This window comes from Bdellovibrio sp. SBM16 (genome assembly GCF_056175625.1).
In genome coordinates this window covers 38,598-52,848 of sequence record NZ_JBJKJG010000003.1, presented here as the reverse complement: position 1 = coordinate 52,848, position 14,251 = coordinate 38,598, and the positions used below count along the sequence as shown (strand labels likewise).

The window sequence follows — 14,251 nt, the reverse complement described above, 5'->3', positions numbered from 1 at the left end:
TCAGATAAAACATCTGTCTCAGAATGAGATTCGGGTCGCTTTTTCTTACTGTTTCTTTTCAAACAGCGAATAGCCGTTATCTTCCATGATGAATGTCCAGCCCTTAGAGGCCATCAGGGTCGTTGTCAGGGGCGTGTTCATCGCGCTGACCACGTAATCGACATTATGCCTATCCAGGCGGGATTCAGCGTGGCCATCTCTATTTTCGACGATACTTAGATATTCGCTGTAGAGCTGGTCTGAATAGATAATATTGCGTGTATCAATAAAAATCTGATTGCTCTGGCCATAGATAAAAAATGAGCCGAGAATCCAGTCATTAAAAATTTTTTTATTGGCCACATTCTGCAGGTAGTCCGCAATGCGAAAGGCACTGGTTTCATCATAGCGTTGGGCATTTTTAGATAGCTGCGAACGGATTTTTTCGCTGTGGTCGGAGTACATAAAAATGCCGGCGAGAACAAAGACAACCACCACACAACGGTGTAAAAAAACTTTAACCGGGCTGGCAGCCGCCGCATAGCCGCGCACGACAGATGCATCCATCAGGTGTTTTCCCCAGAACAGCGGCAGCACCGTAAAAAACAGCGGCACATTGCGTACGGCCAGCAGGGCCGAGATAACCACCAGTGGCAGGGGAGAAGAAATAAACGCACTTACTTTTCTTTTACGGATAATAAAAGCAGTCAATAACAGCAGAGCAAAGTAGAAATAAAAAAAGTCAAAAGCGATCTGGCCGTTTTCAAAAAGCGTAAGTGGCTGCCATTCCCCCATACGTATTTTTGAGACTTCGGCTGTCTTTAAAACATAATTATAAATTTTAAAACCCCACGGATTGATCAGGGTTGCCAGCAAAGCCAAGCCGAAAAACAGGATCTGATCTTGGCGCAGGCTCTTGGGCTTTTTAACAAATTGCACTAGGTTTTTGTATCCGAGTAACAGCAAAAACAAGACAAATGAACCATGCAGATTGGTCCATAGGACGAGCAGGAATAAACTCTTCAGTTTTTTGTTATAAATTTTTTCGCTATCGATCAGTTCGTAAAAATATGGAATTAAAGGCAGCACCAAAAGTGCCGGACGGTCTATGGTTAACATGCCAACGCCTCGAAAGCACAGAAGCAGGCAGAGCAAACCAATATTAGTCGATAAGGTCGGGTAGCGCGTTAGCCAGAATGCGACCACCGCAACCGGAATTATACGGTGAAGTATAAAAATACTATCTAAAGCAAAGTTAGCATCGAGAAAGTAATAGAATAAACAGCTTAACCACGGATACGGAAACACATCAGTTGGGTTAAAAGAATGCACATCGCGGATATAGACTGTGCCTTGCTGAAGGATTTGGCGTCCTTCTGCAATCCAAACCCCCAAATCCCCGTAAGAAATTGGTGCCAGCATAGAAAAAAAGAACATAACGCTTAAGAAAAATAAAAAATAAAACTTAAATTCTTCTGATTGCAGTTTTGTGTTAAGCATCAAATCAATAGTAATTTTTTTTTTAAATATAAACACTAAATTACTAGCCAGACCAAAGCCCAGAATACAGAATAGCTCTTACTATGTTCCCCGCATCACATTTATTATTGATGAGTTAACAATGAAAACTTCAATTAATACCGACTTAACTATTAAAGGCGAAAGCGTGCACGTGCAGACCGAAGACTGGGGTCACGAGCATAAAAAATTAGTTACGCGCGTTTACCAGCAGGGCCGCATGGTTAAATCGTTCGAAGTTCCTTATGAAAAACTAACGGCACCGCTCACAGATCTGGTTCGCCATGGTTATGCACAGCAATTGCACCAAAAAGTAATTGATTGGGTTCATGAGGGTGGATTGTAATGGCGATTATCGAGCTGAGTCACGTTTATAAAACCTATCAGAACGACCGCCATGCTTTAAAAAATATTTCTTTCTCTGCCGACGAAGGCGATTTTATTTTTTTGACCGGTCATTCGGGCGCCGGCAAATCAACACTTTTTAAAATTTTATCGGCGCAGGAATCTGCAACCAGTGGTTCAGTTTCGGTGTTCGGTAAAAATATGACCGGGTATAACTATCACAATATCCACGAATACCGCCGTCAGATCGGGATCATATTTCAGGATTTTAAGCTAATTCCCGAAATTTCAAACCGTGCAAATTTGGAAATTCCGCTGGCAGTCATCGGCAAATCAAGAAAAGAAATCGATGCTGAACTCATGCAGATTGTGGATTTGGTCGGCATCAAACATGAAAACTTGGACGAATTTCCCGAAGCTTTATCGGGTGGTGAACAGCAAAAAATTGCCGTAGCCCGTGCCATAATCCACCGACCAAAAATTATCTTGGCCGATGAGCCAACCGGAAACCTAGATAAAGCCGCAAGTCTGAATATCTTGATGATTTTAAAAGAGCTGACTAAATGGCAGACAACCGTAATGTTTGCAACCCATGACGAAAACCTGATGAGTCAAATCCAGGCCAAGGCTATCCGCTTAAAAAACGGAGAGATCGTATGAAAAGCGTATTTCATATCATCATCGGTTTATTTTTCTCTTTGTTGGTCGCAATCTCAGTCAGTCAGAACAACATCAGTCTTTTTATGGGTGATGCCGAAGATTTTCGTAAAGCCACGATTTATTTTAAACAAACGACATTAGAAACAGAAGCGGATAAGTTTGCCTCAGAGAAACTAGCAGCTGCCGAAAAAGTAAAAAAGATCAGCAAAGAAGAAGCCGTTAATGATTTTAAAAGCACCTTCGGTGATTTTTCAAAAAACCTGTCGGATTTAGACACCCTGACTGATCTGGTGCCACTTTCGTATGAAGTGGTTTTTGCCAGTCTGGAAGACCGTAAGCAATTCATGGCAGCAGAGTCAGGCCATGAATTAGTTGATGAAATTATCGCAGTTGATCAGGTTTTTTCGCGCTATGCTTCTTTGCAGAAAAGTCTCGGTGCATTTACTTTTACTCTTTTTGCCGTGAGTTTTTTGCTATGTGCTTTGTTAACATCGTTGTTGGTTAAAAACATTATCAACTCAGATCAGCGTCAGATCGAAATCTATGCCCTGTTTGGCCAAAGTTACAGTGCCATCGTTAAGAAGTATTTTAAAAATCTTCTGGGTTACTTTGTATCAACGGCCGTTTTAAGTCTGCTAGCCGTATATTTTTTCTTTGTGATATTTAAACTTAAACTGCACGCCACACCTGATCTGCGCTTTATCGCCGACCGCTTAACATTTTTGTCGGTTTTGCAGGTTTTAATTTTACTGGGCAGTTTTGCGGTGGCTTACTTTGGCGGGCTGTATTTCGTATTAAAACGTTCGGTCGTAAAGTCATTTCAGCGGTAGGCTATGAGATTTTTGCTGGTCATGTTTTTTACAGTGTTTGTACAGGCGGCTTCTGAAAAGTCGGTCGAGTACAATATCCTGAAGATTGAAAAAGAAATTGCTGAAGCTTACGGAAAGATCTCGGCAAACAGTCTGAATATCGCTGCCGCCCAGAAACAAATAGCCGATATTAACCACAATATCGAAGATAAGAAAAAATATCTGGCTAAACGGCTATTGGCGCAAAAAAGCGTTAAATCCATGAGTTGGTTTTTGGCTCTGGATACGAAAAATAAAGCCATCTTTGATCGCAATTTAAAAATTTTTAAAAACATTAACTCGGCTGATGTGGCGGCATTACACGAATTTAAACTGGCATTGGAAGAAGTTAAAAATCAGGAACGCCTGTTAGAAGACGAAAATAAAAAGCTAACCGAGCAGACAAAACTTTTACAGGAGCAGGAAGTTAAGCTTAAAAAAGCCGAGCAGGAACAATTGGCGCTTTTAGAAAAAATGGCCAATCTCGATCACTTGTTAAATTTTAAAGGCAAACTTACGCTGCCAGTAAAAGCACCGGTACTTGAACGCTTTGGCAGTACACAGGATCAGCACAATCAGTATGCCTTGTTGGTCAAAGGCCTAGTGTTAGACGGACAGGATAAACAAGCTGTCTCTGCTTTCGGTCCAGGCAAGGTCATTTTTCGTGACCGTGTTCCCTATTGGGGGGATTCTGTAATTATAAGTCACAAAGGTGGGTACTATTCAGTGTACGCCGGGGTGGATAATGCCTTAGTTAAAGTCGATGACGTCGTGATCAACGAGCAGCTTATCGCCAATACCAACGGCAGAGAGTTCTACTTCGAACTACGGCACTTAAACATACCGTTAAATCCTTTAAGCTGGGTTAGGAAAGACAATGACTAAAAAAATCACTGGAATGTTACTACTTCTATTCTTCGTAATGATGGCCAAACCGATGTGGTCATGGGCCGAAGAAAGATATTCAGATTTACAGAATTTTTCAAAGATTCTTAATTTGGTGCAACAGTATTACGTTGAACCTGTAGACACAAAAAAACTTGTGGCCGGCGCCATCAAAGGGATGTTGCGCGAACTTGATCCGCACACTAACTACATGCCACCGGATATTTTTAAAGACTTTGAATCTGAAACTGCCGGCGAATTCGGTGGTCTTGGTATCGAGATCTCAATTCAGAATGGTGTATTAACAATTATCTCTCCGATCGAAGATACACCGGCATGGAAAGCCGGCATTAAACCGGGTGATAAAGTGATTGCGATCGACGGCAATTCGACAAAAGGCTTTTCGCTGGTCGAAGCGTCTGCGCTGTTAAAGGGAAAACGCGGCGATCCGGTGGTGTTATCAGTTGTTCGTGATAATTCGGATAAACCTGTGGATATCACAGTGGTGCGCGGTCAGGTAAAAATCAAATCAGTAAAAGCCACAACTCTTGATGACGGTTATTTATACGTCAAAGTAACAAGTTTTATCGAAACAACACACAAAGAATTAGAAAAAGCTCTCGCTGATTACAAATCCAAAGGCAAAATGGAAGGCATTCTTATCGATTTAAGAAAAAATCCGGGCGGTTTATTAGATCAGGCTATCAAGATCTGCGATATGTTCTTAAAAGACGGTGTGATCGTCTCGACAATTGCCAGAGATCCTAAAAACAAAGATGTGACCTATGCATCTAAAAAAGCGCAGTATGGCGATGTACCGATCGTGATCCTGATTAACGAGTACTCGGCATCGGCTTCTGAGATCGTGGCGGGTGCATTACAAGATAATAAGCGCGCGCTGATTGTCGGTGAACGCAGTTTCGGTAAAGGTTCGGTTCAGTCAGTCATTAAGTTAGGTGACGGTTCAGGCCTAAAATTAACCGTAGCCCGTTATTACACGCCAAACGGCGTTTCAATCCAGGCAGAAGGTATCAAGCCAGATGTTGAAATCGAAGAGGTAAATTCTGAGCTTTTCGCCAAAGCCTTAAATGAGAAAAAAACAATGCGTGAGCAGGATATCTCTGGCCATTTAATGGGAGTTAAAGAAAAAGAGAAAAAAGCCACCGGTAAGGCCAAGATCGACACCAGTGCAGCCGCATGGTGGAAAGATGTGGCGAGCAAAAAAGATTCTGAGTTAACCGAAAAAGAGCGCCTGTTTAAAACCGATTATCAGGGCTACCAGGCGTATTCATACTTACGAGCGATGAAGACGTTAAATGCCCTGCAAAAATAAAAATAAAAAAGGCGACCTTGTAAGTCGCCTTTTTTATTTTCTAAATTTCAAAAAAAACTAGATTTGTTCTTCTTTTAATTCTTTAGCATCAACTTCTTTGATCTTAGCTTTGTCAGTTAAAAGTTTTAAAACTTTTTCTTCAGTGATCATGTAAGTTAAGCGACTTGCTTGTTCAGGTTTAGCGTACCACTCGCGGATACGAGCTTCTTCTAAGCCGGTTTGTTTTGCGTACTCAGTAAATTTAGCATCTAGATCTTCTTTAGTGCATTGTAACTTGTGCTCAGTTGCTAAAGCGTCGATTAAGAAAGAAGACTGGATCATTTCAGAAGCTGTTTTTGCAAAATCGGCATCCCATTTTTGCACGTAAGCTTCAAAATCAGCTTCGTTCATGCCTTGGTCAGACATACGTTTTTTGAAATCTTCGATTAACGAAGCTTTTTGATCTTTTAATAAAGAAGCCGGAACTTCAACTGGATTAGCGGCAACCATTTTTTTGATTAAGCGGTTTTTGAAGTTATCTTCGATACGTTTTTTGTCAGATTGTTCGATATCATCACGTAAAGTTTTTTTGAATTCTTCAACAGTTTGTTTTGTGCCGATCTGAGCTAATAATTCTTCGTTTAACTCAGGTAATTCTTTTTTCTTAAGACCTTTAAGAGTTACTTTGAAGTCAACGGGCTTACCAGCGATCTCTGCAGAGTGGTATGGATCCGGGAATTTTAAGGCGATTGTTTTGCTATCGCCAACTTTCATACCAACAACACCTTCTTCAAAACCTTCGATGAATTGTTTTGCGCCTAATTCTAAATTGTGGTCAGTGCCTTTGCCGTTTTCTAACGGTTTGCCATCAACAAAACCTTCGAAATCAACAACCGCTACATCACCCATTTGGGCCGGGCGAACTTCTAACACGTCTACGATTTTAGCGCGTGAAGTGCGTACATTGTTTAAAACTTGTTCGTATTGGGCATCATTGAAGGTGAATTTCTCTTTTTCAACTTCTAAGCCTTCCCATTTTTTAATTTTAACTTCTGGGCGAACTTCGATGATTGCGGTGAAGTTAAAGTCTTTGCCTTCAGATGGATCTTCGAATTCGAATTCTGGGTAGCTGATTGGATCGATGTTGTTATCTTTGATCGCTTGAGGGTAGTGCATTTGGATAAGATCTTGCGCCACATCACCAAGTACCTGTGCTTTGTACATTGATTTGATGGTTGCTAAAGGGGCTTTACCCTTGCGGAAACCCTTAATTTGCACATTGCGCTGAATGCTTTGGTAAACTTTATCGAAAGCTGTGGTTACAACGTTTTGCGGAATCTCAACATTGATCTTTCTTTGTAACCCTTGAGTGATTTGAACTTGTGCTTTCACGACGACTCCTTTTAAAATATCTCGATATTTGTCTCTATAATTTGACAATTATTTTTTAACTGAATTTGGGAAATTAGAGTAGTTTGTATGCAAAAGCAACAAATACATTTCGTGACTGGAAAAGGGGGCGTGGGAAAGTCGTTTTTCGCTGCGGCTCTGGCTCAAAGTCTGGCTAAAAAGGTGCAACCAAGCGGGGCGCCGGAAAAGCCTATTTTGCTGGCAGAATTTAACGACCATAGTTTCTACCAGGAATATCTCGGACGTACGCCGCCTTATTTCGATTTGGCCCAGTGGACGGGTACAGAATGCCTCAAAGAATATGCAATGCACCTGCTTAAGGTTGAAACTCTGTATAAACTGTTTTTTGCTAATCCGATTTCAAAGGCTTTGATTGATGTATCGCCGGGTCTGCACGAGCTGGCCATTTTGGGCCGAGCGACCTCGCTTCCGCGCAAGCACGGGCCGCCGTTAAAATACCAACACATGGTATTTGATGCCTTTGCAACGGGGCATTTTCTCACCATGTTGCGCGCCCCCGGAGGCCTGGCAAAAATTATTCAGTTTGGTCCGATGGGTGAACAGACCCGTTCGATCGATAGCTGGATTCGAAACCCCGAGTTTTGCCATATACATTTGGTTTCTTTACCGGAAGAAATGCCGGCCACCGAAACAGCAGAGCTGTATCACACAATCAAAGAAGAATTCGGTTTAACACCGAAAGTGTATTTGAATAAATATTTTTTCATAAGTAAAGACGAACTAAAAAATCAGCCCGAGAGTGTAAGAACACATTTTACCAATGTGATTGAGCAACAGGAACTGGCCGAGAAAATCTTTACCGATAATAAAATAAATTTTATCCCGGTGCCGTTAATTCCTGAAATTGATACCGGTAAACTGCTGCATGAAGCTTCTGAATATCTATCAAAGGAAGTTTTATGATAAAAATCGCCGCAACCACAAAAACAATCATCTGCATCGGAACCGGCGGGGTCGGCAAAACCACCATGGCGGCATCGATGGCCTCAGGTTTGGCCAAAGATAAAAAAGTTTTAGTGTTAACAATTGATCCGTCGTTACGTCTGGCCCAGGCGCTGGGCATTAAACCTGACGGTGAAGTTTACAAGGTTAAAGAAAATCTTTTTGCCTGCACGTTAAATCACGAAAAAGCCTTTAAAGAGTTCGTGTTAAAAGCGGCAAATGCGACGGCCAGCACCCAGGATGTCGAAAAATTACTTAACAATAAACTGTACAAGCAGCTTTCAACGCAATTAAGTGGTTCGCAGGATTTTTCATCGCTGTTTAAGCTAAACGAATTTGTTCAGTCAAATGAATATGACATTGTGATTTTAGATACGCCGCCGGCACAGCACACCTGGCATTTTCTGCACGCACCGGAAAAACTCGGGCAGCTTTTCAACGAAGGGGTAGCGCAGTGGTTTCGTGATCCTGAACAAAAAGACACTGGATTTTTTAAGCGTATTCTCAATACCGGCACCACGCAGGTGTTAAAAGTTTTAGAAAATTTAACCGGCTCCGAATTTGTCAAAGAGCTGGGATTGTTTTTTAAAGCGATTCAGCGCTGGCAAACACCGCTTGAAAAGCAGGTCGCTGATTGCCACAAGTTGCTGACGGCAAAAAGCACTGAATTTGTCTTGGTTACGGCGCTTGATCCGTCGCGCATCAGTGAAGCTCTGCGTTTGAGTGCCGATATTGAAAAACAAGGTTATAATTTAAAATCGATAATTATTAACCGTGTGCCTGCATGGATCAAAGAAGAGGTCACTGCAGGGCCATTAGTTCGCTATGTTGAATATTTAAAAGCCTTAGAAGCGCGGCTTCTGGGGTCTAAGTCTAAGTTCAGTGCGCATCTTAAGGTGTACAAATCCCATGAACTCAGTCACAATCAGTTACATGTGGAAAATCTTAGCGATATCTATCACAACATTGAGCTTATCTAGTTGTTCGTTATTTGGCCGTGCTCCGGAAGCCAAACCGATTTTTTCTAATTTTGAGCAAGGCAAATACCTCGTATCGATATCTGAATTTGAAAAGGCCGAACCTTTTTTATTAAATTCGGTCGTGCGCGAAGATGAAAACTACGCGCAGACGGTGATGTTGCTGGGTAAAGTTTATGATCAGACGGCTATGCCGGAAAAAGCGATTTTAAATCTACGTGATTTTATGCAGACCGGAAATGGCACAGTGCTTGAGATTATGCAGGCCAAAGCGCTGTTACTGAAAAATTTAGCCAAGGTAAAATCACCGATCGAAAACGCCGACGAAAAAAAATATATCACCCGCATTATGACATCTAAAAATCAGGATACGGCCCAGGCGTTAGAGAACTTACGCTGGACGCTGGATTTTAACTGTGGTGTCTACTGTGTTGAGGAAGTGACTTATTTAAAAGAAATTCAGGTGCAACTGTTATATGCAGTTGAAACTGAGCCTAAGCTGTACCGCCGCGTTTTTGATATCCTGACTTCACGCTATGATTATTTCGAAACCTTTTTAAAAGAACCTAAAATGGACCTTGAATACCGCAAAAAAATTGCGCAAGGGCTATATGAGGCTTTACAAAAGTTAAAAAGTTCACATCTTGAAACAAGCACTTTAGGTTCGGTTAAAACCGCTGAATTAATTACCTTTTTAGAAGCGTATCAAAAAAGAATTGAACGCTGGTTATACGAGTAGCAAATGACACAAACAGGGGCGCAAGAGTACATTCACGGCCAGATCTGTAAGAATATTGATAATGTTTTTACCTGGTTTAAAAAACAAACTTCAACTTTAGAATATCCGATTTATTCAAGCTACGACATCCGCGATGCCGGCTACAAAATCACAAACGTTGATGCCAATATTTATCCGGCCGGTTTTAATAACATCTGCCCGACCGATAAAGAAACAGCAGTAGATCTGTTTCAAAAATACATTCATGTGCACTACGGAAAAAACATTAAAAAAATTCTGTTAGTGACTGAGGAACACACGGCTAACCCGTACTATCTGGAAAATGTCGCGACTATTTCAGAGTTGCTCGCAGCCGGCGGTTTTTACGTGCAGGTGGCTTTTCCGAAACTGTTGGAAACGCCGCTGGAATTAACCAGCGTAACCGGAAAAAAAATCATCGCTCACAGCGGCTATGCATCGTCGCAGAGCTTTCAGCAGTTTAACCCTGATATCGTGATCAGCAATAACGACTTTTCGCTGGCGTTAAGCGAATGGGGTGAACAGTTGCAATTGCCTCTGAACCCGCCGCGCGAACTGGGCTGGTACCAGCGAAAAAAATCGCAGTATTTTATCAACTATAATACGCTGGTTAATACTTTTTCCGATATTATCGGCATTGACCCGTTTTTAATGCGGGTTGAGACCGAACTGTTTGAGCATTTTGATATTAATAGCGATGAAAGCCGCGATGCCCTGGCGGCACGCGTAGATGCGTTTTTAGCGAAGCTTCAGCAAAAATATCAGGAAGAAAAAATCGACCAGAAGCCATTTTGTTTTGTAAAAAACAATGCCGGCACTTATGGTTTAGGCGTAATCAAAGTCACTTCCGGCCAGGAAGTAAAAGAGTGGACTTATAAATCCCGTAAAAAAATGAAGGCGGCTAAAGGCGGCCGTGAAGTCGAAGAAGTGATTATTCAAGAGGGGATTCCGTCAGTTGTAACTTCAGAACAAGCTTCGGCCGAACCGGTGATCTATATGGTCGGCTGCGCATTGGCCGGTGGTTTTTTACGTACCCACTCAGAAAAATCATCAACTGAAAGTTTAAATTCGCCGGGTGCCGTTTATAAAAAACTTTGTGTGACAGACTTACTTGATAACCGCCAGGGCTGTCCGAAGGAGAATGTTTACGGTTGGTCGGCCAAGCTGGGTCTACTGGCCATCGGTCTAGAAGCGCAACAGATGAAAGTCCAATTTAAAGGTTACAAAAAAGCAGAGTGCGGGTCTATCTAGTCTCAATATGCTAGCATTTAGCTAGGAGTATTGAGTGGAGCAATTCGTTTATAAATCTAAGTCAGTCTTTTTATTTTTTCTGACCTTTTCACTGGGATTCTCTTTATTTTACGGCTACTTCAATGAAAATTTTTCTGACCGTGATCCGGCAGCGATTGGCCAGAAAGTTCATCAGTTAAAAAACTTTGATCCTGAACAACTTAAAGAAGAGTTATCACATAAGATTCAGGTACAGAACTTACCCGATGGTAAAAAATTTATCCGCTTTACCAGTCTATCTTCAAATGTTTGCCGCCAGTATCCGAAAGTGCAAATCCAGTTTTCAGGTGATGGTATTTCAGTTGCTGGTGAACCTCCGGTCATGACCATTGATGCCGACTGTGTTCCTGCGCAGGACCCGGTAGAAATGGCTTCGATTGAAATCCCGGTCGCCAGAATCCTGCAGCAAAAGCCTTCGAACGCTTCATTTAAATTTGATGGTTTAACGTCTACATTCACGTTTTCTGGCTCAGGGGATGAGTGGCCAAAAACGTGGATCTTACGTTCGGTGATTTTTAAGAATCAAAACGGTCACAGTAAAATTGTGGCGTTTGAAAAAACAGTTTCACAATCACAGACACCGACAGTCCTAGAATTTTAAAAGGTGCCAGGCCTTTTTTGCTACACTTTTATTTGATTTAAAGAATAACCACCACAAAAAATTTCACTTCGGGAGAAGGTATGAAAATATTCATGGTGGTTCTATTGGTTCAGTGCTCGACTGTTGCGGCCGTTAATAAACTAAGCTGCAAAGAGCAAGAACATCTTAAAAAAACCGAAATGCAGCTGTTAAAAGATAAAATGGATAACGACCGTTTTGCCGATGTCGAAGCGATTGTAACTCGCCTGTATGTGCTGGCCGAAGAGCGCAGTGAGATCAAAGCTAAGTGTAAGACAAATAAAAGAGGAGTCTTTTAAAGACTCCTCTTAAGAGTTTCTATTTTAGAAACAGAAAAATTAGAACTGTTTTGCAATTTCAACGAATGTGCGAACCATGACGCCTGTTGCGCCCTTAGCCGAACAGTAGTTTAAGCGGTTACCGCACGCCCAGCCAGTGCCGGCGATATCAAAGTGAGCCCATGGGATATCTTCGCCCACGAACTGCTCTAAAAACGCTGCTGCTGTTCCAGAACCCGCGCCACCTGTGTAAGAGATGTTAGATAGATCAGCGTAAGTGCCTTTCATATCTTTAGTGTGGTGTTCGTTAAACGGCATGTGCCATACAGCTTCGCCTGAAGTGGTAGCTGCTTTTTCGATCTTATTTTTTAATGGACCCGATTTAGTGAAGTAACCAGTGTGGATGTTGCCTAGAGCAACAACCATTGCACCTGTTAAAGTCGCCGCATCAATGATCGCCGCCGGTTGTTGTTCAGAAGCGTAGGCTAAGGCATCGGATAAGATTAAACGGCCTTCAGCATCTGTGTTGTTCACTTCAAACGTTTTACCGTTACGGCAAGTGTGCACATCACCCGGCTTTGTCGCGCGGCCCGAAGGCATGTTTTCAGTCGCAGCAACGTAGGCAATAACATTTACTTTTAATTTTAACTGAGCAATCGCCAGCATCGTGCCGATAACCGCACAGCCGCCGCCTTTATCGAATTTCATTTCTTCCATTTTTGCGCCTGGCTTAATGCTGATACCGCCAGAGTCAAAAGTTAAACCTTTACCAACAAAGCAAACCGGTTTTTTACTTTTAGCTGCGCCATTGTACTCCATCACGATAAAACGTGGCTCTTGGTCAGAACCCTGGGCCACCCCAAGTAAGCCGCCCATACGCTCTTTTTCGATACGTTTTTTATCCCAGGCAGTTACTTTTAGGCCTGTGCCTTTAGCGCCACGCATGGCTTCTTCAGCTAAGATTGTCGGCGTCATCAAGTTACCTGGCATATCACCCAAGCGTTTAGCGAAGTTCGTGCATGAAGCCAGGATTGTACCTTCGTTAAAAGCTGCAACGATGGATTTGTCTTTAGCTTTAGTCACTAAATGAATGTTGATCACATCTTCTTTTTTATCTTTAGGTTTAGATTTTAATTCATCAAAGTTGTAACCAACTAAGTGTAATCCTTCGACGAAAGCCTGCGTGTATGAAGCCAGGTCTTTTTTAGAACCGGTTAAACCGTCTAACTGCACAAACGCTTCTGTCACTTTGCAGGCTTTAACTTCTTTGTATAAAGCCGCTGCCGCCTGACGAACCGTTTCAGCCGACATTTTTGCATCGCTACCCAGGCCCACGATGATCACGTGGCGGAAATTGTTTAGGTTAGCTTCGCGGAAAGTCACAGTTTCGTTAGCTGAGCCTGTGATGATTTTATCTGCTAATGACTCTTCAAAAATTTCATTAACGTCTTTTTCAGTGATAACCGCCGGCTGGTCTTTCTTTGCGCTTGGTTTAGCGAAAAAAACCACCGTTTGGCCTTTTAAAGTAGAGATATCTTTAGCGTGCAAATGCACTTGCAAAGTAGACATGGGTATCCTTCCGAAGCTATTAAATTTACTTCAATTTATAGGAGCCCATTTTGACCCAAATTGAGAACAGATTGAAGCAGTTTTCCTAAACAGAGGCGTTTCGACTAGACTAGTCGAGTCTTTTTCTGGACTCATGTTAAAAAAAATAAAGTGTGACCATTAAAAGTCCGACAAAAAACACAGCGCCAACACCACCTGAAGTGGGTAATGAAGCAGCAGCAGAAGGAGCCAGAAGTGCCACTACTACCATATGTCATCGAACAAACCTCAAAAGGTGAAAGATCATACGATATCTATTCACGCCTGTTAAAAGACCGTATCGTAATCTTAGGCTCGGCCGTGACTGATGAAGTGGCAAATGCGATTATCGCCCAGTTCCTGTTTTTAGAGGTGGATAATCCTGAAAAAGACATTCAATTTTACATTAATTCGCCGGGTGGCAGTGTTTCTGCAGGCATGGCGATTTACGACATCATGCAGTTTGTAAAATGCGACGTTGCGACTTATTGCATGGGTATGGCGGCCAGCATGGGATCTTTGCTACTAAATGCTGGTACGAAGGGGAAAAGATACTCAATGCCGAACTCTCGTATCATGATCCATCAGCCGCTTTTAGCCGGTGGTGGTCTATCTGGTCAGGTTACGGACATCGAGATCCACGCCAGAGAGTTGATTAAAACAAAAGAAAAGTTGACAAGAATTTATGAAAAACATACCGGTAAAGACTATCAAACGCTACATGCAGCTATGGAGCGCGATAATTTTATGGACGCGCAAACGGCCAAAGAATTCGGTCTTATCGATCATATCATCGAGTCTCGCAAAGCGAATAAAGGATAAT

Annotated in this window: 15 protein-coding genes; 12 read left to right on the top strand and 3 right to left on the bottom strand. The window is 42.2% G+C overall.

The window, feature by feature from the left end; translation table 11 throughout:
- Positions 1-45 precede the first annotated feature (45 nt).
- Complete coding sequence (locus AC04MM_RS04350; protein ID WP_475379101.1) at positions 46-1,479, bottom strand: hypothetical protein; 1,434 nt, start codon at positions 1,477-1,479, stop codon at positions 46-48.
- Between the two features lie 121 nt (positions 1,480-1,600).
- Here AC04MM_RS04350 and AC04MM_RS04345 point away from each other — a divergent pair, with 121 nt between their 5' ends.
- Genes AC04MM_RS04345 through AC04MM_RS04325 form a run of 5 tightly spaced genes read left to right on the top strand, consistent with a single transcriptional unit; the run spans position 1,601 to position 5,568 of the window.
- Positions 1,601-1,843, top strand: a complete 243-nt coding sequence (locus AC04MM_RS04345; protein ID WP_475379100.1) for a hypothetical protein — start codon at positions 1,601-1,603, stop codon at positions 1,841-1,843.
- A complete protein-coding gene (locus AC04MM_RS04340; RefSeq protein WP_475379099.1) occupies positions 1,843-2,502 on the top strand; it encodes a cell division ATP-binding protein FtsE in 660 nt (219 codons plus the stop codon). The genes AC04MM_RS04345 and AC04MM_RS04340 overlap by 1 nt, the downstream gene beginning before the upstream one ends.
- Positions 2,499-3,332 carry a cell division FtsX domain-containing protein gene (locus AC04MM_RS04335; protein ID WP_475379098.1) on the top strand — a complete coding sequence of 278 codons (834 nt, stop codon included), beginning with the start codon at positions 2,499-2,501 and terminating at the stop codon, positions 3,330-3,332. The genes AC04MM_RS04340 and AC04MM_RS04335 overlap by 4 nt, the downstream gene beginning before the upstream one ends.
- A gap of 3 nt (positions 3,333-3,335) precedes the next feature.
- Positions 3,336-4,235 carry a murein hydrolase activator EnvC family protein gene (locus AC04MM_RS04330; RefSeq protein ID WP_475379097.1) on the top strand — a complete coding sequence of 300 codons (900 nt, stop codon included), beginning with the start codon at positions 3,336-3,338 and terminating at the stop codon, positions 4,233-4,235.
- Positions 4,228-5,568, top strand: a complete 1,341-nt coding sequence (locus AC04MM_RS04325; RefSeq protein WP_475379096.1) for a S41 family peptidase — start codon at positions 4,228-4,230, stop codon at positions 5,566-5,568. The genes AC04MM_RS04330 and AC04MM_RS04325 overlap by 8 nt, the downstream gene beginning before the upstream one ends.
- 57 nt (positions 5,569-5,625) lie before the next feature.
- Here AC04MM_RS04325 and tig read toward each other — a convergent pair whose 3' ends face one another.
- Positions 5,626-6,939, bottom strand: coding sequence for a trigger factor (gene tig, locus AC04MM_RS04320; RefSeq protein ID WP_475379095.1), 1,314 nt, complete (start codon positions 6,937-6,939; stop codon positions 5,626-5,628).
- Positions 6,940-7,026: 87 nt separating this feature from the next.
- Between tig and AC04MM_RS04315 the strand changes: the two genes are divergently transcribed.
- From AC04MM_RS04315 to AC04MM_RS04290, 6 genes are all read left to right on the top strand, one after another.
- A complete protein-coding gene (locus tag AC04MM_RS04315; RefSeq protein ID WP_475379094.1) occupies positions 7,027-7,881 on the top strand; it encodes an ArsA family ATPase in 855 nt (284 codons plus the stop codon).
- The gene (locus AC04MM_RS04310) at positions 7,878-8,900 is read left to right on the top strand and encodes an ArsA family ATPase (RefSeq protein ID WP_475379093.1); all 1,023 of its coding nucleotides are present in this window, start codon (positions 7,878-7,880) and stop codon (positions 8,898-8,900) included. Before AC04MM_RS04315 ends, AC04MM_RS04310 begins: the two co-directional genes overlap by 4 nt.
- Positions 8,887-9,636, top strand: a complete 750-nt coding sequence (locus AC04MM_RS04305; protein WP_475379092.1) for a hypothetical protein — start codon at positions 8,887-8,889, stop codon at positions 9,634-9,636. Before AC04MM_RS04310 ends, AC04MM_RS04305 begins: the two co-directional genes overlap by 14 nt.
- A gap of 3 nt (positions 9,637-9,639) precedes the next feature.
- Positions 9,640-10,905, top strand: coding sequence for a glutamate--cysteine ligase (gene gshA / locus AC04MM_RS04300; RefSeq protein ID WP_475379091.1), 1,266 nt, complete (start codon positions 9,640-9,642; stop codon positions 10,903-10,905).
- A 34-nt stretch (positions 10,906-10,939) separates the two neighbouring features.
- Positions 10,940-11,545 (top strand): hypothetical protein, encoded by a 606-nt coding sequence (locus AC04MM_RS04295; RefSeq protein ID WP_475379090.1) that lies wholly within the window; start codon positions 10,940-10,942, stop codon positions 11,543-11,545.
- An 80-nt stretch (positions 11,546-11,625) separates the two neighbouring features.
- Positions 11,626-11,862 (top strand): hypothetical protein, encoded by a 237-nt coding sequence (locus tag AC04MM_RS04290; RefSeq protein WP_475379089.1) that lies wholly within the window; start codon positions 11,626-11,628, stop codon positions 11,860-11,862.
- Positions 11,863-11,901: 39 nt separating this feature from the next.
- Here the strand turns inward: AC04MM_RS04290 and AC04MM_RS04285 are convergent, their stop codons facing one another.
- A complete protein-coding gene (locus tag AC04MM_RS04285; protein ID WP_475379152.1) occupies positions 11,902-13,401 on the bottom strand; it encodes a leucyl aminopeptidase in 1,500 nt (499 codons plus the stop codon).
- Positions 13,402-13,617: 216 nt separating this feature from the next.
- Between AC04MM_RS04285 and AC04MM_RS04280 the strand changes: the two genes are divergently transcribed.
- Positions 13,618-14,250: an ATP-dependent Clp protease proteolytic subunit gene (locus tag AC04MM_RS04280; protein WP_475379088.1), complete on the top strand. Its 633-nt coding sequence runs from the start codon at positions 13,618-13,620 to the stop codon at positions 14,248-14,250.
- The last annotated feature ends 1 nt before the right edge of the window (position 14,251 follow it).